Annotated in this window: 23 protein-coding genes; 14 read left to right on the top strand and 9 right to left on the bottom strand. The window is 33.5% G+C overall.

Annotation, left to right across the window (positions count from 1 at the left end; translation table 11 throughout):
• Positions 1 to 7: 7 nt before the first annotated feature.
• From BOW55_RS08515 to BOW55_RS08500, 4 genes are all read left to right on the top strand, one after another.
• Positions 8 to 2,779, top strand: coding sequence for a TonB-dependent receptor (locus tag BOW55_RS08515; RefSeq protein WP_129023771.1), 2,772 nt, complete (start codon positions 8 to 10; stop codon positions 2,777 to 2,779).
• Between the two features lie 217 nt (positions 2,780 to 2,996).
• The gene (locus BOW55_RS08510) at positions 2,997 to 4,175 is read left to right on the top strand and encodes a hypothetical protein (RefSeq protein WP_129023770.1); all 1,179 of its coding nucleotides are present in this window, start codon (positions 2,997 to 2,999) and stop codon (positions 4,173 to 4,175) included.
• 105 nt (positions 4,176 to 4,280) lie between these two features.
• Positions 4,281 to 4,619: a T9SS type A sorting domain-containing protein gene (locus tag BOW55_RS08505; RefSeq protein ID WP_129023769.1), complete on the top strand. Its 339-nt coding sequence runs from the start codon at positions 4,281 to 4,283 to the stop codon at positions 4,617 to 4,619.
• A gap of 159 nt (positions 4,620 to 4,778) precedes the next feature.
• Positions 4,779 to 5,759 carry an acyl transferase gene (locus tag BOW55_RS08500; protein WP_129023768.1) on the top strand — a complete coding sequence of 327 codons (981 nt, stop codon included), beginning with the start codon at positions 4,779 to 4,781 and terminating at the stop codon, positions 5,757 to 5,759.
• An 80-nt stretch (positions 5,760 to 5,839) separates the two neighbouring features.
• Here BOW55_RS08500 and tyrS read toward each other — a convergent pair whose 3' ends face one another.
• Positions 5,840 to 7,135: a tyrosine--tRNA ligase gene (gene tyrS / locus BOW55_RS08495; protein WP_129023767.1), complete on the bottom strand. Its 1,296-nt coding sequence runs from the start codon at positions 7,133 to 7,135 to the stop codon at positions 5,840 to 5,842.
• Between the two features lie 238 nt (positions 7,136 to 7,373).
• Here tyrS and BOW55_RS08490 point away from each other — a divergent pair, with 238 nt between their 5' ends.
• Positions 7,374 to 8,375, top strand: coding sequence for an NAD-dependent epimerase/dehydratase family protein (locus BOW55_RS08490; protein WP_129023766.1), 1,002 nt, complete (start codon positions 7,374 to 7,376; stop codon positions 8,373 to 8,375).
• A gap of 2 nt (positions 8,376 to 8,377) precedes the next feature.
• Here BOW55_RS08490 and BOW55_RS08485 read toward each other — a convergent pair whose 3' ends face one another.
• Genes BOW55_RS08485 through BOW55_RS08475 form a run of 3 tightly spaced genes read right to left on the bottom strand, consistent with a single transcriptional unit; the run spans position 8,378 to position 10,939 of the window.
• The gene (locus tag BOW55_RS08485) at positions 8,378 to 8,854 is read right to left on the bottom strand and encodes a DUF4296 domain-containing protein (RefSeq protein WP_089054305.1); all 477 of its coding nucleotides are present in this window, start codon (positions 8,852 to 8,854) and stop codon (positions 8,378 to 8,380) included.
• Between the two features lie 9 nt (positions 8,855 to 8,863).
• Positions 8,864 to 10,204 (bottom strand): dihydroorotase, encoded by a 1,341-nt coding sequence (locus tag BOW55_RS08480; protein ID WP_129023765.1) that lies wholly within the window; start codon positions 10,202 to 10,204, stop codon positions 8,864 to 8,866.
• A gap of 9 nt (positions 10,205 to 10,213) precedes the next feature.
• The gene (locus tag BOW55_RS08475; RefSeq protein WP_129023764.1) at positions 10,214 to 10,939 is read right to left on the bottom strand and encodes a polyprenol monophosphomannose synthase; all 726 of its coding nucleotides are present in this window, start codon (positions 10,937 to 10,939) and stop codon (positions 10,214 to 10,216) included.
• A 104-nt stretch (positions 10,940 to 11,043) separates the two neighbouring features.
• Between BOW55_RS08475 and BOW55_RS08470 the strand changes: the two genes are divergently transcribed.
• The 4 genes from BOW55_RS08470 to BOW55_RS08455 all read left to right on the top strand — a co-directional run bounded on the left by BOW55_RS08470 (position 11,044) and on the right by BOW55_RS08455 (position 13,487).
• On the top strand, positions 11,044 to 11,712 hold the full coding sequence (locus BOW55_RS08470) for a DUF4271 domain-containing protein (protein WP_129023763.1): 669 nt from the start codon (positions 11,044 to 11,046) through the stop codon (positions 11,710 to 11,712).
• A 14-nt stretch (positions 11,713 to 11,726) separates the two neighbouring features.
• A complete protein-coding gene (locus BOW55_RS08465; protein WP_089054309.1) occupies positions 11,727 to 12,476 on the top strand; it encodes a uroporphyrinogen-III synthase in 750 nt (249 codons plus the stop codon).
• 220 nt (positions 12,477 to 12,696) lie between these two features.
• A complete protein-coding gene (locus tag BOW55_RS08460; protein ID WP_089054372.1) occupies positions 12,697 to 13,167 on the top strand; it encodes an Lrp/AsnC family transcriptional regulator in 471 nt (156 codons plus the stop codon).
• A gap of 44 nt (positions 13,168 to 13,211) precedes the next feature.
• On the top strand, positions 13,212 to 13,487 hold the full coding sequence (locus BOW55_RS08455) for a hypothetical protein (RefSeq protein WP_129023762.1): 276 nt from the start codon (positions 13,212 to 13,214) through the stop codon (positions 13,485 to 13,487).
• A gap of 85 nt (positions 13,488 to 13,572) precedes the next feature.
• Here the strand turns inward: BOW55_RS08455 and BOW55_RS08450 are convergent, their stop codons facing one another.
• The 5 genes from BOW55_RS08450 to BOW55_RS08430 all read right to left on the bottom strand — a co-directional run bounded on the left by BOW55_RS08450 (position 13,573) and on the right by BOW55_RS08430 (position 19,932).
• Positions 13,573 to 14,259, bottom strand: a complete 687-nt coding sequence (locus BOW55_RS08450; protein ID WP_089054310.1) for a zinc metallopeptidase — start codon at positions 14,257 to 14,259, stop codon at positions 13,573 to 13,575.
• A 178-nt stretch (positions 14,260 to 14,437) separates the two neighbouring features.
• A complete protein-coding gene (locus tag BOW55_RS08445) occupies positions 14,438 to 15,031 on the bottom strand; it encodes a hypothetical protein (protein WP_129023761.1) in 594 nt (197 codons plus the stop codon).
• A complete protein-coding gene (locus BOW55_RS08440; RefSeq protein ID WP_089054312.1) occupies positions 15,018 to 15,491 on the bottom strand; it encodes an RNA polymerase sigma factor in 474 nt (157 codons plus the stop codon). Before BOW55_RS08440 ends, BOW55_RS08445 begins: the two co-directional genes overlap by 14 nt.
• A 2-nt stretch (positions 15,492 to 15,493) precedes the next feature.
• Positions 15,494 to 16,342: an alpha/beta fold hydrolase gene (locus BOW55_RS08435; protein WP_129023760.1), complete on the bottom strand. Its 849-nt coding sequence runs from the start codon at positions 16,340 to 16,342 to the stop codon at positions 15,494 to 15,496.
• A 527-nt stretch (positions 16,343 to 16,869) separates the two neighbouring features.
• Positions 16,870 to 19,932, bottom strand: a complete 3,063-nt coding sequence (locus tag BOW55_RS08430; protein ID WP_129023759.1) for a leucine--tRNA ligase — start codon at positions 19,930 to 19,932, stop codon at positions 16,870 to 16,872.
• Positions 19,933 to 20,207: 275 nt separating this feature from the next.
• On the opposite strand from BOW55_RS08430, the gene BOW55_RS08425 reads away from it, so the two are divergent.
• The 5 genes from BOW55_RS08425 to BOW55_RS08405 all read left to right on the top strand — a co-directional run bounded on the left by BOW55_RS08425 (position 20,208) and on the right by BOW55_RS08405 (position 24,861).
• Positions 20,208 to 20,555: a winged helix-turn-helix domain-containing protein gene (locus tag BOW55_RS08425; RefSeq protein ID WP_129023758.1), complete on the top strand. Its 348-nt coding sequence runs from the start codon at positions 20,208 to 20,210 to the stop codon at positions 20,553 to 20,555.
• A 209-nt stretch (positions 20,556 to 20,764) separates the two neighbouring features.
• On the top strand, positions 20,765 to 22,765 hold the full coding sequence (locus tag BOW55_RS08420; protein WP_129023757.1) for a TonB-dependent siderophore receptor: 2,001 nt from the start codon (positions 20,765 to 20,767) through the stop codon (positions 22,763 to 22,765).
• 19 nt (positions 22,766 to 22,784) lie between these two features.
• Positions 22,785 to 23,381 (top strand): molybdopterin-dependent oxidoreductase, encoded by a 597-nt coding sequence (locus BOW55_RS08415; RefSeq protein ID WP_164975017.1) that lies wholly within the window; start codon positions 22,785 to 22,787, stop codon positions 23,379 to 23,381.
• A gap of 282 nt (positions 23,382 to 23,663) precedes the next feature.
• Complete coding sequence (locus tag BOW55_RS08410; protein WP_089058423.1) at positions 23,664 to 24,539, top strand: ABC transporter permease; 876 nt, start codon at positions 23,664 to 23,666, stop codon at positions 24,537 to 24,539.
• A 73-nt stretch (positions 24,540 to 24,612) separates the two neighbouring features.
• On the top strand, positions 24,613 to 24,861 hold the full coding sequence (locus BOW55_RS08405) for a DUF3098 domain-containing protein (protein ID WP_089058422.1): 249 nt from the start codon (positions 24,613 to 24,615) through the stop codon (positions 24,859 to 24,861).
• Positions 24,862 to 24,912: the final 51 nt, after the last annotated feature.

Genomic DNA, 24,912 nt, shown 5'->3' with positions numbered 1-24,912 from the left:
CACTGAAATGAAATTCAATTTAAAATTTCTATTTATTGCATTATTTATCTGTACGATTTCGATCGCACAAAACAAAGGTACGATTTCTGGCGTTTTAACCGACAAAGAAATGAACAACGAAGCCTTACCTTTTGCAAATGTTTTAATTAAAGGTACAAACATTAGCGTAAATACTGACGTTGACGGAAAATATTCGTTAAGCGTAAATCCAGGAAATTATATCGTTATTTATAGTTTTTTAGGATATGAATCTAAAGAAACTCCAGTTGCGGTAAAAGCAAACGAAACTGTAGTGGTTAATCAAGCGCTTTCTTCGGGAAGTTTCACTCTTAAAGATGTAGTGGTAAAATCGGCTGCAGTAAACAGACAAAAAGAAACTGCTCTTTTACTGGAACAAAAAAATGCTGTCGACATTAAACAAGCAATTGGTGCACAAGAACTTTCTAAAAAAGGAGTAAGTGATGTTGCAAATGCAGTTGTAAAAACTACTGGTATTACAAAACAAGAAGGAACAAATAACATTTTTGTGAGAGGTTTGGGAGACCGTTACAACTCTACAACAATGAATGGACTTCCAATTCCTTCAAACGATCCAGAAAAGAAAAACATCAACTTAGATATTTTCTCAACAGACATTATCGAGTACGTTTCTATCGACAAAGTATACAACGGAAAATTCTTTGGAGATTTCGCTGGAGGAAATGTTGATATCGTTTCAAAAGATTACAAAGGAAACGGGTTCTTCAAAATTGATTTAGAATCTAAAGGCAATACGAATGCTCTTGGAGAAAACAATTTTACTTTACAAAAAGGACCAAACGCTTTTGGATTCAGTAAAGCTGAAATTCCAAGCAATCCTTTAACGCAATACAATTACGGTACTTTACAATTCGACAAAAAAACACCAATTGGAGGTTCTTTCGGAATTTCGGGTGGTGATTCTTATAATGTTGGTGAAGCAGGAAAAATCAACATCTTCGGAACTGCATCTTTCACAAATGAATATGCTTCAAGAACACAAGGTATTGCAAGAGGAAGTGTTAATGCTGCGGGTGTTGCCGGAAAAGATCTAGATTACAACTATCTTTCATACAATACCAATACTACTGGAATGTTTAATGTTGGTTACAAAATCAACAACAGAAACAAAATTAACTTCAATAGTTTGTACATCAACACGTCTTCACAAAGAAAAGAAGAATCAAGAGGATACATTGTTGACTTAGCAAACGAAGGAAACGGTTACATCCGCAGAAATGAATATGAGAAATCAGCTTTATGGGTAAACCAATTATTGGGAGAACATAAATTGAGCGAAAGAAGCACTTTGAACTGGGGAGGTTCTTTTAATACTGTAAAACAAGATATTCCAGACAGAACATACAATACAATGAATCTTGTTGACGGCGGTTATGTAATTAACTCTCAATCTGCTCCAAATAACCACCGTTATTTCCAAACATTAAAAGAAAACGAATTGGCGGCAAATTTATCTGTAAACTACAAATTCAGCAAAAATGATGATGGAGATTATAGAGGAAAATTTACTGCAGGTTACAATGGAAGATTCAAAAACAGAGATTTCGAGGCAACTCAATTCAACTTTAAAACTACAACATTCCCTGTTTCTCATACAGGTGATATCGTAGATCCTAACAACCTGGATTTATTCTATAACCAACAAAATCTAGACAACAACTTCTTTACGATTTCAACTTTCCGTGGAGGACCAGAAGTTCCAAACGCACTTGATCCACAAACATACAGCGGTGATTTGACTATCAATGGCGGTTTTTTAAATACTGAATACAAATTCAACAAATTAACTGCAGTTTTAGGATTAAGAGCTGAAGTTATCATACAAAATGTTGACTGGAGTACACAATTGGATCCTGCTGGAGGAAGCGACAAACTAGAAAAAACAGCTTTCTTGCCAAGTTTGGTATTAAAATACGAACTTAACGAAAAACAAAATTTACGTTTTGGATTCAGTAAAACATATACACTTCCACAGTTCAAGGAAAGATCTCCTTTTATCTATGAGGAATTTTTACAAGCAAAAATTGGTAACCCATTTTTATACGCTTCAGATGATTACAACTTTGACTTAAAATGGGAAATTTTCCCTAACAGCGACGAAGTTCTTTCTGTAACAGGTTTCGGAAAATACATCTTAAACCCAATCAACGAGGTGGTTATCAACTCTTCTACAAATGATATCTCTTACGTAAACTCTGGAGATTATGGTTATGTAGCAGGTGCTGAATTAGAATACAAGAAAACACTTTTTACTTTTGACAGTGAAAACACTAAAAAATTAACTGGAGGAATCAACGTATCATATTTGTATAGCAAACAAGAATTAAACAACGAAAAAGTTCAAGAAGAAACACAAGGAACTCGTCCAACTACTTTTACTAATACAACTGGTAAATTTACAGGAGCTTCTCCTTTGTTATTAAATGCTGACTTATCTTTCTTCAATGAATGGAATGATAAAAAAAGCAACTTAACAACAACTTTAGCTTATACTTATTTCTCTGACCGTGTTAATGCAATTGGTACTTTAGAAAAAGGTGATTTAGTTGACAAAGCTGCTGGTTCATTAGACTTCATTGCAAAATCAAAACTAAACAAAAACTACAGCCTTGGTTTAGTTGTAAAAAACATGCTTGATCCAACTATAAAAAGAGTTCAGGAAAATCAATCTGGAGATGTTGACATTTTGAGCTACAAAAAAGGGTTAAACCTAAGCTTACAATTTAGCTATGAATTTTAAATAAAACATACCGTTTAATTAGTAAAAGACAGCTTTAGAGCTGTCTTTTTTTTGCGCATTTTCAACTATAAACAACGTGTTAAGTCGTTAACATTTAGTTAATATAAAAGCTGCTTTTTATTAAACTAACAATCACACTTGCTTAACATCTAAAAAAGATTTCTAATCCATCTTTGCAACAAGAAATTAAACACACAAAAAAATTATTAAAACGATTATGAAAAAATCAATTTTAAATTTCGTTACAGTTTTTGCTTTATCAGGAGTTTTGCTTACAAGCTGTTCTTCTAATGATGACGAAAAAAAACCAAGTTCTTCGTTTACGGCAGATCCTGCTAATTTTCAAGGAAAAATTACTGATGGCGAAGTAATTCTTGATCCTACTAAAACGTACAAATTGACTGGAGGAATAAGAGTAGAAAATGGTGCTACTTTGACAATTCCTGCTGGAACAACAATTGAAGGAACAGGAGGAACTGCTTCTTATATCGCAGTTGCTCAAGGTGGTAAAATCAACGTAAACGGTACAGCTGACAAACCAGTTGTAATGACTGCTTCAACTAAAGCTGCTGGTAAATGGGGTGGATTAGTAATTTGTGGAAAAGCGCCAATCAACCGTGATAATGGTAAAACTACTACTGCAACATCTGAGGTTGCTGAGTTGACTTATGGTGGAACTGTTGCTAATGATAATTCTGGTTCTATTAAATATTTAAGAATTGAGTACGCTGGTGCTGCTTTCAATACTGAAAAAGAATTCAACGGACTTTCATTCTTTGGAGTTGGTTCAGGTACAATTGTAGAAAACGTACAAGCTTACTACGGTGCTGATGATGGTTTCGAATTCTTCGGAGGAACTGTAAATACAAAAAACTTAATCTCTATCGGTAACGAGGATGACCAATTTGACTGGACTGAAGGTTGGAGCGGAACAAACGAAAACTGGTATGGTAAATTAGATTTCGGAAAAGGAAACAGAGGAATTGAAGCTGATAACTTCGAATTTGGATATGCATTTGCTCCAATCTCTAACCCAACAATCACAAACTTAACTCTTGTTGGACCTGGAAGTACTGCTGCTACAGCTAACTTTGCTGAAAATCAAGCTATCAAATTAAGAAGAGGAACTAAAGCTAAAATCTCTAACGTAGTAGTTAGTGCTTGGGCAACTGGTGTTGATGTTGAAAACGATGAAACTATCGCTTTCGTTGGTACAGATTTAAAAGTATCAAACATCTTATTCCTTGCTGATGTACCTGCAAAAACTAAAGGAAAGAAAACAGATGGAACTTCTGCTAGTGTTACTGGTGTAATTACTGAATCTGCAGCTGCAACTGGAGCTGGAAACGGTATTGCTAAACCAACATGGGCTGCTGGATGGTCAGTAGGTTTCTAATTAGTTAAAATATAAAATGTTAAAAACATCCTAATAATTTAGGATGTTTTTTTTGGCTTAGTTTTTGTAATTTTTTTTGTATATTTACTCATCCAAATAAATGCGATGGCAAAAAACTACTTTTATATTATTTTTTTATTGGCTTTTTTCTTTACTGTAAGTGTTTCAGCACAAGACAGTAAGCAATTACCAAAAACTCAAGAGTCCGTAGGAATTGAGGGTCTCAGCTTGTACCCTAACCCAGTGGTCAATGGAAAAGTATATATTACCTCAAAAAATGATTTAGAAAAAGAAATCATCATTTTTGACATCTTAGGAAAAAGAGTATTACAAACGCATCTAAGCTCAAAAGAACTAAACGTTTCAGATCTTGTCCCAGGCGTTTACATTATAAAAATAAGCGAGCAAAATGCTACGGCAACCCGAAAGCTCATTATTCGATAAAACAAAAAAGCTCTTATGGAGCTTTTTTTGTGTTTACGGTGTTCCGCTTTTTAGTATTTAGCCTCATTATCGTTTACGAAATTTGATACTTAAGAATACTGAAACTAAAAAAGGCAACACTGAACGCCAAAAAATAAATATCTTTGCACAAAAAAAGTTTTGATTACAGCCAGCGATATATTTACGATTTCCAGCCATAAGCAATTTGAAAAAACAGCACTAAAAGTGTTTCGCTTTCAATATGAAAACAATCCAGTATATCGTGATTTTTGTGATTTCCTTAAAACAAATGTACAGCAGGTAAAAACATTGGCACAAATTCCATTTTTACCTATTCAGTTTTTTAAAAGCCATGACGTAGTATCAAACACCAATCCTGCCGAAGTTACTTTTACCAGCAGCGGTACGACTGGAATGATTACCAGCAGGCATTTGGTAACTGATGTTTCTCTTTATGAAGAAAGTTACCGAAAAGGATTTTCTCAATTCTATGGCAATATCGAAGATTATGTTGTTTTAGCCCTTTTACCGTCCTATTTAGAGCGCGAGGGATCTTCGCTTATTTATATGGTCGAAGACTTAATAAAACTATCCAATCAGCCTGAAAGCGGGTTTTATCTGCACAATCACGACGACTTAATTAAAAAACTGACTGAACTTGACGAATCAGGTCAAAACGTAATTTTAATTGGTGTTACTTATGCTTTGTTAGATTTAATAGAAAAACACCAATTCAACCTTCAAAATACCATTATTATGGAAACTGGAGGAATGAAAGGAAAACGCAAAGAAATGATTCGCGAAGAACTACACGAACAACTCTGTAAAGGATTTGGTGTAAATGCAATTCATTCAGAATACGGAATGACAGAACTTTTAGCGCAAGCTTATTCTTTAGGCGAAGGTGTATTTGAATGCCCTTCTTGGATGCATATTTTAGTTCGCGATCCAGAAGATGCTTTGACATATATAAAAGACGGAAAAACCGGCGGAATCAACGTTATTGATTTAGCCAATATCAATTCTTGTTCTTTTATTGCAACGCAGGATTTAGGCAAAAAAAATCCCAACAACTCTTTCGAGGTATTGGGACGTTTTGATAATTCTGATATTCGTGGCTGTAATTTGATGGTGCTTTAATGTTTAATCGTTGATTTGTTAAATCGTTTAATCAGCATAAAACTCGATTAAACAATTAACCGATTAAACAGTTAAACCATTTAGACCACTCTAATCACAAAATAGTTTTTCTTTCCACTTTGTAATAACACAAATTGATTGTTAATCAAATCATTTGCAGTTAATACAAAATCTTCTTTTATTTTTTCTCTGTTTACAGAAATAGAGTTAGCAGTCAACGCGCGTCTAGCTTCTCCGTTTGATTTAAAGAAACCTGTTTTTTCGTTTAAAACCGTTACAATATCTAATCCGTTTTCCAAATCAGCTTGTGCAATTTCAGCTTGCGGCACTCCATCAAAAACTTCTAAGAAAGTCACTTCATCTAATTTTTTCAAATCATCAGCAGTAGAATTTCCAAACAAAATATTCGAAGCCTGAATCGCTTTTTCTAATTCTTCTTTACTATGAACAAAAATCGTGATTTCTTCCGCCAATTTCTTTTGCAAGATTCTTAAATGCGGCGCCGTTTGATGCTCAGCAATTAAAGCCTCAATAGTTTCTTTGTCTAAGAATGTAAAGATTTTAATGTATTTTTCAGCATCAACATCAGTTGAATTTACCCAAAATTGGTAAAACTTATATACCGAAGTTTTATCAGCATCTAACCAAACATTTCCACCTTCAGATTTTCCAAATTTAGATCCGTCTGCTTTTGTAATTAAAGGTGTTGTCAAAGCAAAAGCCTTTGCTCCTTCTCCACCCATTCTGCGCACTAATTCTGTACCTGTAGTAATATTTCCCCATTGGTCAGAACCTCCCATTTGCAAAACGCAATTGTTGTTTTTATACAAATGATAAAAATCGTACCCTTGAATTAATTGATATGTAAATTCGGTAAAAGACATTCCTTCACCTTCTCCGCTAAATCTCTTTTTAACAGAATCCTTCGCCATCATATAATTTACCGTGATACGTTTTCCAACTTCACGAGCAAAATCAATAAACGAGAATTCTTTCATCCAGTCATAGTTATTTACCATTACTGGAGCATTTGCTTCTTTTGAATTAAAGTCTAGGAAACGAGACAGAACACTTTTAATTCCGGCAACGTTTTTAGCCAAAGCCTCTTCGTTCAACAAATTTCTTTCGTCAGATTTTCCAGAAGGATCACCAATCATTCCAGTCGCGCCGCCCACAAGAGCGATTGGCTGATGACCAAAATTCTTTAAATGAACCAATAAAATAATCTGAACCATACTGCCTATATGCAGTGAATCTGCTGTTGGATCAAAACCAATATATGCCGAAGTTACCTCTTTTAGCAATTGTTCTTCCGTTCCTGGCATGCTATCATGGTACAAACCGCGCCACTTTAATTCTTCAACTAGATTCTTCATTTTTAAAATATTTTGCGCAAATATAATCAATGGTAATCGCAATGGCAAAAACTTATGCCACTAAGGCGCTAAGACACAAATATTATTTCAAAAAAATCAAAACTTTGCGCCTTTGCGGCAAAAACCAAAAAACCTTTGCAACTTTGTTCCTCTACAACTTTGAACCTTTGCAAAAAACCTTTGCAACTTTGTCTCTCTGCAGCTTTGCACCTTTCCAACAAAAACTTATATTTACAAAATGGTATTAGTAACTGGCGGAACAGGTTTAGTAGGCTCACATTTATTGCTTCATTTAATCGAAAATGGAGAAAATGTTCGGGCAATTTACAGAACCAAAAACAACATTCAAAAAGCAAAATCGATTTTTGAACTTTATAAAAAAGAAGCTTTATTTGAAAAAATAGAATGGCTTGAAGCCGATATTTTGGATGTTCCTTCTTTAGAAACTGCTTTTATTGATATTGATTACGTTTACCACTGCGCCGCTTTAATTTCATTTGACCCAAAAGACGAAGAAGCACTTCGAAAAATAAACATCGAAGGAACTGCTAATATGGTTAATTTTTCGATTGCACTAGGTATAAAGAAATTTTGCTTTGTAAGTTCTATTGCTGCACTTGGCGATTTGGCATCGCACGAAACTTATATTACTGAGGAAACAGACTGGAATCCTGAAAAACCACACAGCGATTACTCTATTTCTAAATACGGTTCTGAAATGGAAGTATGGCGCGCTCATCAAGAAGGTTTGGATGTTATAATTGTAAATCCCGGTGTAATTTTAGGACCAATTCCGAAAACAAAAAACAAACAGCAGGGAAGCGCCGAATTGTACTTAAAAGTTGCTAATGGTCTTTCGTTTTACACTCTTGGAAGCACTGGTTTTATTACCGTTGACGATGTTGTAAAAATTTCTCGTCAATTAATGCATAGTGAAATTAAAAATGAGCGTTTTACTTTAATAGCTGATAATATTGTTTTTAAAGATATTCTTGATACAATTGCCGAGGTTTTGAAAGTAAAAAAACCAAGCCGTCATGCAAAACCTTTATTTATGAATTTCCTATGGATGGCTGACGGAATATTTTCAACTCTGTTTTTTCAAAAAAGACGCCTGACAAAAGCAACTGCAAAAGCTTCTTATTCTAAAAATTTGTATTCAAATGAAAAAATAAAAACCGCTCTAGGAACGGTTTTTACAGATGTACATCAATATGTAAAGGATATTTCTAAACTATAGAATTATTTTTTTGGCTGCGGTTTCATTTGTCGTCTTATCGAGTCAAGATTTATTTGACTCTTTGTCTTTTTAATCGAATCTTTAGGTTTTTCTTTATCCTTAAGATTCACCGCTTTCATCGCTTTTTTCTCTTCAATTTTAACGATCGAATCTGTGTCTCTTTGATTTTTTGCTAATCGTTTTCCAACCTCATCAAACATCTCTTTGTAGTTCTCATAATCTGCAGCATAATACATATTATTTTGAGCAAATTGAAGACTGTCTACTTTGTATTTCTTTAAAATAAACTTCGTTGGATTTGTTTCTGTAGAATCTAACGAAATTGGATTTTGATATTTCATTGCTTCCAGAAGAGACAAATCATACATAATATCAATCATTTTATCTTTCTCAATAAGTTTAGCAGGCTGTTTTACAACCTCTCTTTTACAACTTACAGAAAGAAATATAACCAATACTATTACAAAACAATTTTTCATTTCGTCTTTTTATCTATCAAACAATAAACGTTTTCCAGCACGGATATCTTTTACTTTAAAGTTATTGTAAACCATTTCACCATTTACAAAAGTGTACGTAATTCTCGATTTAAAAGCTGTGCCTTCAAAAGGAGACCAACCGCATTTATATAAGATATTATCTTGATTTACACTCCAAGGCAAACTCGGATTTACAATTACCAAGTCAGCATAATAACCCTCTTTAATAAAACCTCTTTTTTCAATTTTAAAGATTTTTGCAGGATTATGACACATTTTTTCTACAATTTTCTCTACGCTTATTTTACCTTGATGATGCGCTTCGAACATTGCTACAACGGCATGCTGCACAAGCGGACCTCCAGAAGGTGCTTTTAAATAAGATTGTAATTTTTCTTCTTTTGTATGAGGAGCATGATCTGTTGCAATAACATCAATTCTACCATCATTCAAAGCTTCCCAAAGTGCTTTTCTATCACTTTCGGTTTTTACAGCAGGATTCCATTTAATGAAATTTCCTTTTGTTTTATAATCTTCATCGGTAAACCAAAGATGATGCACACAAACCTCAGCAGTAATTTTTTTATCTTCTAATGGAATTTTGTTTGTAAACAATTCCATTTCTTTTGCTGTCGATAAATGAAAAATATGCAAACGCGCTCCAGTTCTTTTTGCCAAAGCCACGGCTTTTGAAGACGAAATATAACAAGCTTCAGCACTTCTAATTAAATTATGCGCTGTTACCGGAACATCTTCACCATATTTTTCTTTGAACTCTGCTAAGTTATTTTGAATAGTAGTTTCATCTTCGCAATGCACAGCGATTAACATTGGTGTGCTTGAGAAAATTTTTTCTAAAGTTTCTTCTTTGTCAACCAGCATATTTCCTGTTGAAGAACCTAGAAATATCTTAATTCCAGCAACATTTTTAGGATTCGTTTTTAAAACCTCTTCTAAGTTATCGTTAGTAGCTCCCATCATAAACGAATAGTTCGCATATGATTTTTGAGCAGCGATTTGATATTTATCTTCTAATATTTCTTGTGTAACGGCATTTGGAACTGTATTTGGCTGTTCGATAAAAGAAGTAATTCCTCCCGCAACCGCAGCTCTTGATTCTGATTCAATATCGCCTTTATGCGTTAAACCTGGTTCTCTAAAATGAACTTGATCATCGATTGCGCCCGGTATTAAATAACTTCCTTCGGCATCTACAACAATACAATCAGATGATTTTAAACTGATACTATCAGCGACTTCAACAATCATGTCGTTTTCTATAAAAACATCTCCATCAAAAATAGACCCTTCGTTTACAATTTTTGCATTTTTAATTAAAATCCTATTCATGTTCTATCTTTATAATGTATTGACTAATTTTTTTAATCTTAACGAAATCACTCCAAGAATTGCTTCTTTGATAATGGCGTTACTCATTTTCGAAACTCCTTTTGTTCTATCTGTAAAAATAATTGGAACTTCTTTAATTTCAAATTGAGCACAATAAGTTCTGTACTTCATTTCGATTTGAAACGCATATCCCACAAACTTTATTTTGTTAAGATTGATTTTCTCCAAAACCTCTCTTTTATAACAAACGAAACCTGCAGTTGCATCATGTATTTTCATTCCGGTAATAAACTTTACGTAAACTGAAGCGAAGTACGACATCAATACACGACTTAATGGCCAATTTACCACATTTACACCTTTTACATAACGGGAACCAATAGCCAAATCAGCTCCGCCAAAATGACAAGCATCATATAATTTCTCTAAATCATTTGGGTTATGCGAAAAGTCAGCGTCCATTTCAAAAATGAAATCATATTTACGCTCCAAAGCCCACTTAAAACCATGAACATAAGCTGTTCCTAAACCCGCTTTTTTGGCTCTTTTTTCAAGAAATAATCTTCCAGAAAATTCTTCTTGCAGCACAATCACTTTATCAGCAGTATGGTCTGGAGAATTATCATCGATTATTAAAAGATGAAACGCTTTATGCTGCGAAAGTACCGCTCTCACAATACTTTCAATATTTTCAATTTCGTTATAAGTTGGAATTATGACAATACTATCACTCATTTTTCTTGGTAATTTCACCGCAAAAGTAAACTTTTTATAGCATTTGGTTCATAATAAATACATAATAAAAGTATTGATCCAAAAAATTACTAATTTTGTGCGCTATGATTGAACAACTTCATCCTCGAATTATTGAAAACAAAGATTGGGCAACTGTTTTATTCATCCTGACCTTTGCGATTGTTGCTATAACAAAATCAGCATACGAAACTCGCTTTTCTGAGTTCAGCAGGCTGATTTTCTCAGATAAATACGCTAAAATTTATCGCGACAATAATCATATAAACAGCAGCTTTACTGTTGGTTTGTTTTTTGTACAAATTATTTCATTTGCTTTTTTTATTCAACTTACGATGAGCATTTATGGAACGGCATCAAAAACAGATTATTTATTGTTTATTCGAATTGCAACTTTTCTTCTTTATTTTATTCTTGCAAAATATTTGATCGAAAAAATTGTAGCAGCTTCGTTCAATATTGATGAATTTATGGAACTTTTTAACTTACAAAAAGTAACCTACCGAACTTACATTGGTGTTTTAATACTTCCTATCAATGCTATTTTGTTCTATTATAACAATATTCCAATAATTGTTCCGTTTGCGATCATAGGTATTTCACTGTGTATCAGCCTATACTCATATTTTATTTCAATTAAAACGTATCAAAACGCAATTATCGACAAGTTGTTTTATTTTATTTTATATCTTTGCGCTCTTGAAATAGCCCCTTATTATTTTCTCTATTATTGGATGACAAAAGGGAGTGCTTAGTAAATGTTTATAATATGAAAGTGAAAACAATTTTGGTGTCACAGCCTGAACCTAAAGTGGAGAATTCTCCTTACTTTGAGCTCCAACAAAAACACAAAATAAAAATTGATTTCAGACCATTTATTCATGTGGAAGGGGTTAGTGCAAAAGAGATTCGATTACAAAAAATCGACCTTAACCACTATACTGCTATCATTTTAACAAGTCGAAATGCTGTAGATCATTTTTTTAGAGTGGCTGATGAAATGCGCTACAAAGTTCCTGAAGGATTGAAATATTTTTGTCAATCTGAAGCAGTTGCCTTTTATCTGCAAAAGTATGTAGTATACAGAAAACGTAAAATTTACGTTGGTGCTAAAGATTTTGCTGATTTATCGCCTCTAATTAAAAAATACAAAGACGAGAAGTTTTTACTTCCAGCATCTGACCAATTAAATGCAGACGCTCCAATAACATTAAATAGTCTAAAAGTAGATTGGGCACAAGCTGTTTTTTACAGAACTGTAATGAGCGACTTATCTGATCTTGCAGATGTTTATTATGATGTTTTGGCATTTTTCAGCCCAACAGGAATTAAATCATTGTTTAAAAACTTCCCAGACTTTAAACAAAACAATACCAGAATCGCTGTATTTGGAAGCACAACTCAAAAAGAAGCTTTAGATCACGGTTTAAGAATTGATATTCTTGCTCCAACACCTGAAACGCCTTCTATGACAATGGCTCTTGAAAAATACATCGCCGAAGCAAACAAAGGAAAATAAAACCTTAAGAATACAAAATATTAAAATTCCAAATTCCAACTTAATCACTTGGGATTTGGAATTTTTGTTTTACACCCTTTCGTTTCCCATGGTTGAAACCACGAGCTGTATTTTTGGAATTTGGGATTTAAAAAATTGGAATTTTATTTTCCCCTCCTTTTAACTATATTTGATTTCTATTCTAAACCAAATTAAAAGAATTAGTTTCAAATTACAAGTTATGAAAATCAACTCCTTATTAATTGAAATTGACGGTATCGACAAAGAAATACTTCGCTACTTAATGGATGATGCCCGAAAACCTATTTTGCAAATTGCCAATAAAATTGGCATTTCGGGAGCTGCAATTCATCAGCGTTTAAAAAAACTAGAACAATCCGGCGTTATTTCAGGATCTAAGTTTACTGTTAACCCAAAAGTTTTAGGCTACAATACTATGGCTTTTGTTGGCGTTTATCTTGACAAAGCTTCTCGAAACTCCGAAGCTGTAAAAGATCTTAGAAAAATTCCAGAAGTTCTAGAGTGCCATTATACCACAGGAAACTGGTCTGTATTAATTAAAATTATCTGTCGCGACAACGAACATTTAATGCAGCTTTTAAATACCAAAATTCAGGCGATTGAAGGTGTTTCAAGAACTGAAACTTTTATATCGTTAGATCAACAGATTGATAGGCAGATACAATTATAAATGTGTCAATGAGAAAATTTGATAATTAGATAATTCACTGTTACATGTTAAATATTAGATCAGAATACAAGACCATATTCTTTTTCATTGTTTATTTCTCAATAACCTTTATTTATACCAAAATTGATGCAGGAGGTCCATGTGCTCCCGGAATGGGTGCTTTTCTATTTCTTCTTGCAATTCCGATAAGCATAATTTATACTATTGTTCTTTTTTACAAATTATATAAATCTGAAGAAAATCAATATTTATATTCCATTTATACCCTTGCAGGACTTTGGGCTTTACTTTTTGTTCTTCTGCAATTAAATGAAAGCTAAATAAAAAAACAAAACCCGACAGGTTTTAAAAACCTGTCGGGTTTGCTACAAATTATCTAATTGACTAATTATCTCAATTATCAAATTAATTCCTTCTGCTTCCTGAATAAATCGAGATATAGTACAACAGCGTTGCAATTGAACCTATAGCCGCAACAACATAAGTTCGTGCCGCCCATTTTAAGGCATCTTTCGCTCCAGCCTGTTCTTGCTGAGTCAACATATGTTTATTTTCTAACCAAGCCAAGGCTCTGTTACTTGCATCATATTCTACTGGCAGCGTAATAATTGTAAACAATGTAGTTGCCGCAAAAATAACAATCCCAATTAGCAGTAATTGAGGAAAAGTTCTAATCATTAAGATTCCCGCAAGCAAAATCCATTGCACATAATTTGAAGCCACACTTACAATAGGCACTAATTTAGAACGCATTGTTAACCACTCATAACCAATAGCATGCTGAACTGCGTGCCCGCACTCGTGCGCCGCAACAGCCGCCGCAGCCGCGTTACGATGATTGTAAACCGCTTCGCTTAAATTAACTGTTTTATCTGCAGGATTATAATGATCTGTTAGTTGACCTGGAGTCGAAATTACACGAACATCTGTAATACCATTATCAGCAAGCATTTTTTCAGCGATTTCCGCACCGCTCATTCCGTTTCGTAATTGCAGTTTAGAATATAATTCGAATTTACTTTTTAGTCTTGAACTTACCAGCCAGCTGAATAACATTATAGCTCCGGCAATAATTAAATATCCACTTCCCATATTTTTATCTTTTTTTGATTGATTTCTAAAGTTACAAAACAAATCACAATTTCTGAACCAAACTCAAAAAATGACATTTTGACATCTAAAACAGTAATTACGGCAGTAGAAATATTAAAAATTTAACAAAAAAAGACGCACTTCGGTGCGTCTGTACAGTACGGTCATAAATCATCCCTTAAAGCAGCTGATTATTTACTTCTTCAAACTTCTTAATCAAGGTATTTATTTTGGACTGCTGTTTTTTAATTTGTTTCGGGCGAATATAAAACCAATTAAACGCCATCCAAAGCAATGTTATTCCGTAACACAAACTTGCACCCAAAGCACTCATTCTGCTGGCATATTCATACATATACAAGCAAATTCCAGTTGTAAGCAGCAGAAAGTACAAAGTCATCATTTTTGTCTGCATAAACTGCTGTTTCTTTTTAATCAAAATCAGTTTTTGTAAATATTCCTGATTCGTTTGTGTCGCATCAATATTTCTATACGGAGCAAACAATTTATTAAAAGCAAACACATAAATAACCATCGCCAAAATCGTTAAAACAATCCCCATTTTAGTCGAAATAAACTCTGGCTGATAATATATCCATATAAAAACAATAAATGCGGTTGTCAAAAAAAGCAAAACATTTGTTATCCATAAACTTCTTAAACCTGCTTTTTTAAATTTACTCACTCTCGACAGCAAATCTTTCATGTCTGGCTGACTTACAGATTGTCTTTTCCATAAATCTTTAAAATCTATATTGTTATCGTTGTCCATTTTCTTTAAATTTTTCGGTCAGTTTTTCTTTTATTCTGTGAATTTTCACTCTAACATTAGCATCAGAAAGTCCAACGATTTTGGCAATTTCTGACTGCTTAACTTCTTCTAATTCCAACGAAATAATGATACGTTCCGTTTCAGGCAATTCGGCTATGCATTTATACAAAAACTGAATTTGCGGTTCTATCGAAGTTTGTTTCTCTTCTGAAAGATGAATTGGTAAATCGGATTTCGGGAAACGCTTTTCTTTTTCAATCTGCCTTAAACAATTGTTAGACGCAATTCTAAAAATCCAAGTTCCAATAGCCGATTCGTTTCGAAAAGTTTCCAATTTCTGCCATACAATTATAAAGGTTTCTTGAGCCAAATCCTGTGCCGCATCATAATCATTTACGAAACCCATGCAAAGCCTGAATATTCTATCCCAATAAGTCTTATAGATTTCTTCAAATTCCATCCTTACGATTTTACAAAAGTGTTTAATTGCGCCAAGTACCAAGCCGTATCATCATACATAATAAAATGCAGACCTTTGCTCGCATACTGAAAATCAGCTGTTTTTAAATTTTTATATTGTTCCTCGATTGCTGGTTTTAAATTTATAAAATAAGATTCTAATAAAATTAATGACTGGCATTTTATAGCAGCAATTTTATTTCTCAAATCGGTATTTGAAAAATCACAATACATTTGAGCAAATGTTTTTCGGTCTGATTTTACACTCCAGTCTACAACTGTACCCATTTTTGAAGTATCTGCCAAAAGCCTTGGCATTGTTTTTTTCTGCATTTCAAGAAACTGCGCATCTGTCATTCCAGTCATTTGACTTACCATTGCCGTACAATCATTATTTTCTTTTGATTTAAAAGAAGTATCCATCAATGCTGCCAAACACGGAAGCGCATCTACAACTATAATTTTTCCAATTAATTCTGGATAATCTGCCGCGATTGCAAGTGCAAGTCCGCCACCCATACTGTGACCAATTAAAATTGGCTTTTCAATTTTATTGTCTTTAATATAATTTGCAATTTCTGTCTTCCAATTTTCGAATGATGGATTCTGTTGTGGTTTTGCTCCCGCAAATCCTGCCATTGTAAGCGTATAACAAGTATAGTCTTTTTCGAAAGCTGTTTTGGTTTCATTCCACACCTCTCCAGAAGAAGCAAATCCAGGAATGAAAATTATTGATTGTTTTCCTTTTCCCGTTTTAATAACTTCGAAAGGATATGATTTTGTTTGTGCAAAAACATTTAGACATAAAGCTGAGAATAAGAATGCGATAATTAAGATGATATACTTTTTCATTTTTTAATAGTTTTAAGTTGTTAATTTAATCGGATCCGCCTTTTGGATACGAGAACTATTAAAATGTTACAAAAGTTTTTAAATTTTTAATCATTAAGTTTGAAATCCCAATGTTGGTGCGGGTTTTTAACCGCAAAGTGCGCAAAGGTTTACGCAAGGAACGCTAGGTTTTTTGCCACTAATTACGCGAATTTTCACTAATTTTCATTTCGAAAAAACACATAGTTTGTCATTTCGACGAAGGAGAAATCTCCACGAGAAACTCGACAAAGATTGACTTATTGGAACGGAGTTACTTGCGAAGATTTCTCCTTCGTCGAAATGACAAACTATGCGTATTCACAGTGTTAGTCTGAGCGAAGTCGAAGACCAGCGAGAAGCTCCACAATCAAAATCGCCAATCTTTGTAGAGTTACTTGTGTGGTCTTCGACTTCGCTCAGACTGACAAAGCAAGACAAAAAAAAATCCCAAACCCCAATCGTAAAATTGGAATTTGGAATTTTTAATATTTAAGAATCAAACTGGTTTACCCAACCAAATTGATAATTTTACCAGGAACGATAATCACCTTATTTGGTGTTCTGCCGTCTAATTGTTTTTGAGTTCTTTCGTCTTTCATTACAATTTCTTCGATTTGTTCTTTGGTTAAATCCAAAGGCAATTCGATTGTAAAACGCATTTTTCCGTTGAAAGAAACTGGATATTCTTTATTTGTTTCAATTAGATGTTTTGCTTCAAAAGCAGGGAAAGCAACTTCTGAAATTGAAGTTGTATGTCCTAACTGCGACCATAATTCTTCTGCAATATGAGGAGCGTAAGGAGAAACCAAAACTGCTAACGGCTCTAAAATGGCTCTTGAATGACAGTTTTGAGCAGACAATTCATTTACACAAATCATAAACTGAGAAACCGAAGTATTGAAAGAGAAATTCTCGATATCTTCTGCTGCTTTTTTGATTGTTTTATGTAATGATTTCAAGTTGTCTTTTGTTGGTTCGTCATTGTTTACAATTAAACCATTATCATCAAAATACAATCTCCATAATTTTTTCAAGAAACCAAAAACTCCCGAAATTCCAGCAGTATTCCAAGGTTTTGCCTGCTCTAACGGACCTAAGAACATTTCGTATAAACGTAATGTATCTGCTCCATATTCATTACAAATATCATCTGGCGTTACTACATTATAGTATGATTTCGACATTTTTTCGACTTCACGGCCTACAATGTATTTTGGGTTATCTACAGTAATAAATTCTGCACCTACATAATCTTCTCTCCACGCCTTAAATTTTTCTACATCTAACTCATCAGAAGAATTTACCATTGAAACATCAACACGAAGTGCATTAATTTGAATATTCTCCAAAGAAATATCATCTTCTTTTAAATTCAATATCTCCTCTTTAAATTTAAAAAGAACTTCATCATTAAGTAAACGATCTATTATTTTATTGAAGCCTTTTGAAATGACTTGTTTTTCAATAACATCGCGAAATTTTATAGGATCATTATATTTTGCTGTAATAAAGAAAGACAAATCATTGTTTGGTTGTAATACAAACCTAATATCTAAACTTTTTACATGGAGAAATGGTAATATTCTATAAACATAAGCACTAGTTCCTAAAATCATCCCCTGATTAATCAGTTTTTTGAATGGTTCTTCGGTTGGAGCAAAACCTTTATCTTTTAAGAATTTGTTCCAAAAACGAGAATACAATAAGTGACCCGTTGCGTGTTCGCTTCCTCCAATATATAAATCTACACTTTCCCAGTAAGCCAAAGCTTCTTTGCTTGCAAATTCATTTTCGTTGTGCGCATCCATATAACGCATCCAATACCATGAACTTCCTGCCCAACCTGGCATAGTATTTAATTCTAAAGGAAAAATTGAAACATTGTCAACTAAATCTGTATTGACAACTTTATTTTGTTTTGTATCCCAAGCCCAAACAGCTGCGTTTCCTAATGGAGGCAAACCGTCTTCTGTTGGTAAATATTTTTCTACTTCTGGTAAAATAATTGGCAAGTGCTGCGCATCGATCATTTTAGGCAATCCGTTTACGTAGTAAACCGGAAACGGTTCACCCCAATAACGCTGACGAGAGAAAACAGCATCACGCAAACGGTAATTTGTTTTTCCTTTTCCTTGTCCTAATTTTTCTAATTCAGCGATTGCTTTTTGAGTTGCCTCTTTATAATTTAGTCCGTTTAAGAAATCAGAATTAGCGATTTCAACGTTATCTTTTGATCCGTAAGCGGCTTCAGAAATATCAACATTTGCAAAAATGTTTTTAATTTCCTGCATTCCGTTTTGACCTTTAAAGAAATTAGCAAAAGCATAATCTCTTTCGTCTCCGCAAGGAACCGCCATTACAGCACCAGTTCCGTAACCTGCCAAAACATAATCTCCAATCCAAACCGGAATCGCTTCTTTTGTAAATGGATGTTCTGCATACGCTCCTGTAAATACTCCAGAAATTGTTTTTACATCGGCCATACGCTCACGCTCAGAACGCTTTGATGTTTTTTCGATATAAGCTTCAATTGCCGCTTTTTGTTCTGGAGTTGTAATTTTAGCAACCAAATCATGTTCTGGCGCCAAAGTCATAAACGTTACTCCAAAAATAGTATCAGGACGAGTGGTAAAAACTTCGATAACTTCATCGTGATTTTTTACATTAAAAGTCACCAAAGCCCCAACCGATTTACCGATCCAGTTTCTTTGAGATTCTTTAATAGACTCGCTCCAATCGATATCATTTAAACCTTGAAGTAAGCGTTCGGCATAAGCAGAAATTCGCATACTCCATTGTGTCATTTTTTTTCTTATAACAGGAAAGCCTCCACGCTCAGAAACTCCGTTTACAATTTCGTCATTTGCCAAAACAGTTCCTAAACCGGGACACCAGTTTACTTCGGTTTCAGCCAAATACGTCATTCTGTATTGCAAAAGGATTTTTTCTTTTTGATCTTCAGAATAAGAGTTCCATTCCGCAGCAGTAAAAATCGCAACATTATCATCGCAAACTGCTTCAACTAATGCATTTCCGCTTTCTTCAAAAACTTTTACAAGCTCTGAAATTTCAAAAGCTTTTCCTTGTTTTTTGCAATACCAAGAATTAAACAATTGAATAAAAATCCATTGTGTATGTTTGTAATAATCAGGATTTGAAGTTCGCACTTCACGCGCCCAGTCAAATGAGAAACCAATTTTATCCAATTGTTTTCTGTATCCTGCAATTTGTTTTCCTTCTTTGTCTACGCCGCCATCAATATTTACGCGTGTTGTATCTTCTGGACGTTGTCCTGTCTGAATCGCATATTGTTCTGCCGGTAATCCGAAACTATCATAACCCATTGGATGCAAAACATTGAAACCTTGGTGTCTTTTGAAACGAGAATACACATCTGAAGCTATATAACCAAGCGGATGCCCAACGTGCAGTCCTGCTCCAGATGGATAAGGAAACATATCGAGTACATAATGTTTCGGTTTTTCAGAGTTGTTTTTTGCTGCAAAAGTTTGATTTTCTGCCCAATATTTTTGCCATTTGGCGTCAATTTCGTTTGGATTGTACTTCATTTCTAAGTGACTAAGATTCTAAGTTACTAAGGTTCTAAGGCTTTTCACTAAATTAATTATTAGGCGCAAATTTACATTTATTGTCGTTTGTACCAAAGCTATTTCACTGACAAACAAATAAAATAACAAAATACGTATTTTAAATTAAGTAAAAATACTTATATTTGTAATGACAATACTTAGCCAAGGTGTTTTTAATTGTTTATTTTTTAATAATAGAAGAATACTATTACAGTAAAAACAATTATTTTTACAAGGATATATTTAAGAATGAAATGGGTAATGATAAAAAATATTCTATTGAAGTACGACTTTGGATTGAAGAAGCTGAAGGTCCGTTTTTAGGTATTGGAAAAATCTGGCTTTTAGAAAATATTCGCAAAACAGGCTCTATAACAAATGCAGCTAAGGAGATGAAAATGGCATACAGACAGGCTTGGCAGTTGGTCGAAGAAATGAATCAGCGTGCTCAAAGTCCGTTAGTCGAAAAATTATTGGGCGGAAAAGGCGGCGGCGGTGCAAAATTGACTGATGCTGGAGAAAAAGCGATTGCAGTTTTTTATGAAGTAGAAAAACGCATTAAAGATTTCGCCGAAAAGGAAACTCAAAATTTGAAGTTTTAAACAGCTTCAATTTCATAGATCGTTTTCATTGAAATTCACAAATATGATTTTGGTCATAATTTAAATGTGTAGAAATTGCTTTTTTTGTCGTGCAAATCAGTATTCCTGAAAAAACACACTGAATTTTTATTTTAAAAAACATACAAACCAAAAACAAATTTCTTAATTATCAGTATTCATTTTAAAACATACTGAAAAATCGTATCCTTATGAAACTAAAATTTATCGCCTTTTTACTCTTTCCGCTAATCGGATTTTCCCAACAAAACAATTCAACGCCAACAGATTCCATAAAACCATCAAACGTTTTTATGCTGGGAGAAGTAATTGTTACCAATCATCAAAACAAAGACACTTTAAACAGAGTAACTTCAAAAACAATGGTTTCTCAAAACAAAATGGATGTTTCGAGAGCTTTAAATATGCTGCCAGGAATTACATTAACGGCTTCTGGACCACGAAACGAATCGATGGTTTCTGTACGTGGTTTCGATTTAAGACAGGTTCCGGTTTATATGGACGGTATTCCTGTTTATGTTCCTTATGACGGTTACGTTGACTTGGCAAGATTTACCACTTTTGATCTCGCTGCAATTGATGTTTCAAAAGGATTTTCGTCTGTACTTTATGGTCCTAACTCACTTGGCGGCGCTATAAATTTAGTTTCTAGAAAACCTTCTCAAAAATTAGAATATGACGGCTCGCTTGGAATGATTAATGAAAATGGCTATAAAGGAAACCTCAACATTGGTTCTAACATTGGAAAGTTTTATTTTCAAGGTGGATTTTCGTATTTGGATAGAAATTCAACTAGAATGTCATCTAATTTTGTTCCAACAGCAAATGAAAACGGCGGACAAAGAGACAATTCATATCGCACGGATCAGAAAATTAGTTTTAAAATTGGATGGACTCCAACTGAAAAAAGCGAATATGCGATTGGCTACATCAATCAGCAGGGCGAAAAAGGAAATCCAGTTTATACAGGAAGCGATCCTTTGAATTCACTTTTACTAAAACCTCGTTACTGGCAATGGCCAAACTGGGATAAAGAAAGCTTTTACTTCATCTCAAATTCTAATTTTGATGACAAAAACAGCTTAAAAACAAGGTTGTATTTTGACCGTTTCAAGAATACTCTTGACAGTTATGATGACGCAACTTATACGAAACAAACCAAACCGTATGCTTTTGAAAGTATTTACAATGATTACACTTACGGTGGAAATCTAGAATACAACACGAAGTTTATTCCAAAAAATGATTTGAAAATTGCTTTTCATTTTAAAGAAGATGTACACCGCGAAAACAATCTTGGTGAACCTGTTCGCCATTTTATAGACAATACGGTTTTGGTAGGAATTGAAGATATTTATAAAGTTACTCCAAAATTTACTGTTATTCCGGGTGTGAGTTACAACATTAGAAAAAATACTGAAGCAGAAGATTACAACAGTACTACAAAAGTGATTTCAGATTATCCATCCGCTGGTGCGAGTGATGCTTTTAATGCTCAAATTGGATTTTTTTATCAGTTGAATGAAGCGCAGAAGTTGGGCGCAACAGTTTCACAAAAAACAAGATTTGCAACAATCAAAGATCGTTATTCGTACAGAATGGGAACTGCAATCCCAAATCCGGACTTAAAACCTGAAAAAGCTGTAAATTACGAATTGAATTATACGGCGGGACTTTTTAATAAAGTTACTTTTCAGACTGCGCTTTTTTACAGCAAACTTTCTGATGCGATCTTAAATGTAAGCAACGTTCAACCTGGAAAATCTCAAATGCAAAATTTTGGCGAAGCAGAATATCTTGGCGTTGAAGCTCAAATAAACTACGAAATCTTATCTAATTTATCGCTTAATGTAAACTACACTTACATTGAACGAAACAATATTACAAATCCGAATATTCATTTTACCGATGTTCCAAATACTAAGGTTATGGGAACTTTAGAATATAAACCGATTAAAATATTGCGATTAATTGCTAATTCTGAATTTAACTCATCTCGTTTCAGCACGAGTTATGGTGCAAGAGTTCCTGATTACACGCTTTTAAATTTTTATGCTTCGGGCAAAATAGCTAAAAATTTCAGCATCGATGCGGGAATTAATAACATCTTCGATAAAAACTATTGCCTTGTTGAAGGTTATCCTGAAGAAGGCCGCAACTTTTTTGTAACACTTCGTTTTTTTAATAACTAAACCTAAAAAATAATTTTATATGAAAGCTCAAAATTATATTCTCGTACTTCTTATTGCATTTTCATGCACAATGTGCAATTCATCTAAAAAGGAAAAAGAAGATTCGATTGCTACAGAAAAGGTGTCTAAAACAGACAATGATAAACATGCTGTTCTTACGCCGGCTGACAGCTTAAAAATGGTAAATCACACTATTGAAGTTAAAGGCGATGTCGAATTTCCACTTCAATTAAGTGTTGATTCTTTAAAAAAGATGAAAGTGGTAACTATTGATAATTTTAAGGTTGTTTGCCAAAGCGGCGAAGTTAAAAAAGACAATAAAGTATGCAAAGGTGTTCTTTTGAAAGATATTTTAGAGAAGGCAAAAATCAAACAAGACGGACATAAGGACCGCAATTTTTATATTGTGGCTCGAGCTTCTGATGATTACAAAGCCACTTTTTCATGGGCAGAAATTTTCAACAATCCAACCGGAGAAAATGCTTTTGTTCTTTTTGAGGAAAACGGAAAACCACTAAAAAGCGGCGAAATGATTGCTATTTGCAAAAATGATATTAAAACTGGGCCTCGTCATGTTTACTGGCTAAAAAGTATTGAGGTTTATAGAGTTAAGTAAGGCTCTGAGATTCTAAGGTTCTGAGATTCTAAGGCTGAAAGTTTTTTCTACTATTTAACCGCAAAGTTCGCAAAGCTGATCTACAAAAAGCTTTGCGAATTTTTTATTATCATCAAATAAACCATAATGCACTTTCTACTTAAATCAACAAAAATTTTATGCACTTTGCTGTTAAATAAACTTTTATTCAATATGGAATTGTACATTTATGGTATAAAAGTTCGTTAATAACTTTAAATAAAGAAATTCTTTATTATTTTTACCACATAATTTAAGCAAACTATGAGTTCTAACTTTGATAAATTTCAAAAACGCAGGTTAATTTCCTCTTATTTTTCGGTAGTATTAAGTGTATTTCTAGTATTATTCCTTTTGGGAGTATTAGGATTATTTATTATTAACTCTAAAAAACTGGCAAACGATTTTAAAGAAAAAATTGCTATGACGGTTTTCTTTAAAAATGAAGCAAACGACAGCGTTATCAAAGCATTTAATACGGAATTAAAAAGAGCGCCTTTTGCGAGATCTTATGCTTATGTTTCTAAAGAAAAAGCAGCAAAAGAACATACTGATATTATTGGAGAAGATTTCCTGACATTTTTAGGCGAGAATCCTTTATTGAATTCATACGACATTCATTTAAAAGCAGATTATGTTGAAAGAGACAGCATTCTGCAAATCGAAAGCAGTTTGCGTAAAAATACTATGATCGAAGATATTGTTTACGACAAACAATTGGTAAATCTGGTAAATGATAACATCAAGAAAGTAAGTATGTGGATTTTGATTATCAGCGGTTTCTTAGCGATAATTGCAGTTTTATTAATCAACAGTTCATTGCGTCTTTCTATTCACTCAAACCGTTTTATTATTAAAACCATGCAAATGGTTGGCGCAACCAAATCGTTTATTCGTAAACCTTTTGTAATGCGAAGTGTAAAACTAGGAATGTTGGGTGCTGGATTGGCAATTATTGCTTTAATTGGACTTTTATTCTACGTTGAAACTAATTTTCCTGGTTTAGGAATTCTAGAAGATAAGGCTTTAATTGGATTGGTTTTATTAGCCGTTTTTGGATTAGGAGTTTTAATTACGTGGGTAAGTACACACTTTGCAACGCAACGTTTCTTGAATTTAAGAACTGATGATCTTTACTAATTTTAGATTTTAGATTAAAATAATTGCCTTATCCTAAAACATTGGGTTTTACAGGCTCACAAAATAAATAAAAATGAAAAACAATAATACAGAAGAAACTCCAAAACACGAATTCCTTTTTGACAGTGTCAATTACAAAATCTTATTGATCGGAATTGCTGTTATCGCTTTAGGCTTTATTTTAATGTCGGGCGGAGGAAGTCATGATCCAAATGTTTTTAATGAAGATATTTTTAATTTCAGACGTATTCGTTTAGCTCCAACTACCGTTTTAATTGGTTTTGGAATTACGATTTATTCTATTTTCAAAAAATCAAAATAGACAACTTAGACATCTTAGACAACTTAGATCTTTAGAATATTCTTTTCTAAA

It is taken from the genome of Flavobacterium sp. YO12, assembly GCF_004119495.1.
In the GTDB taxonomy this organism is placed as follows: Bacteria; Bacteroidota; Bacteroidia; order Flavobacteriales; family Flavobacteriaceae; genus Flavobacterium.
Note: the sequence above shows the minus strand (reverse complement) of the source record. Positions and strands in the feature narration are given on the sequence as shown.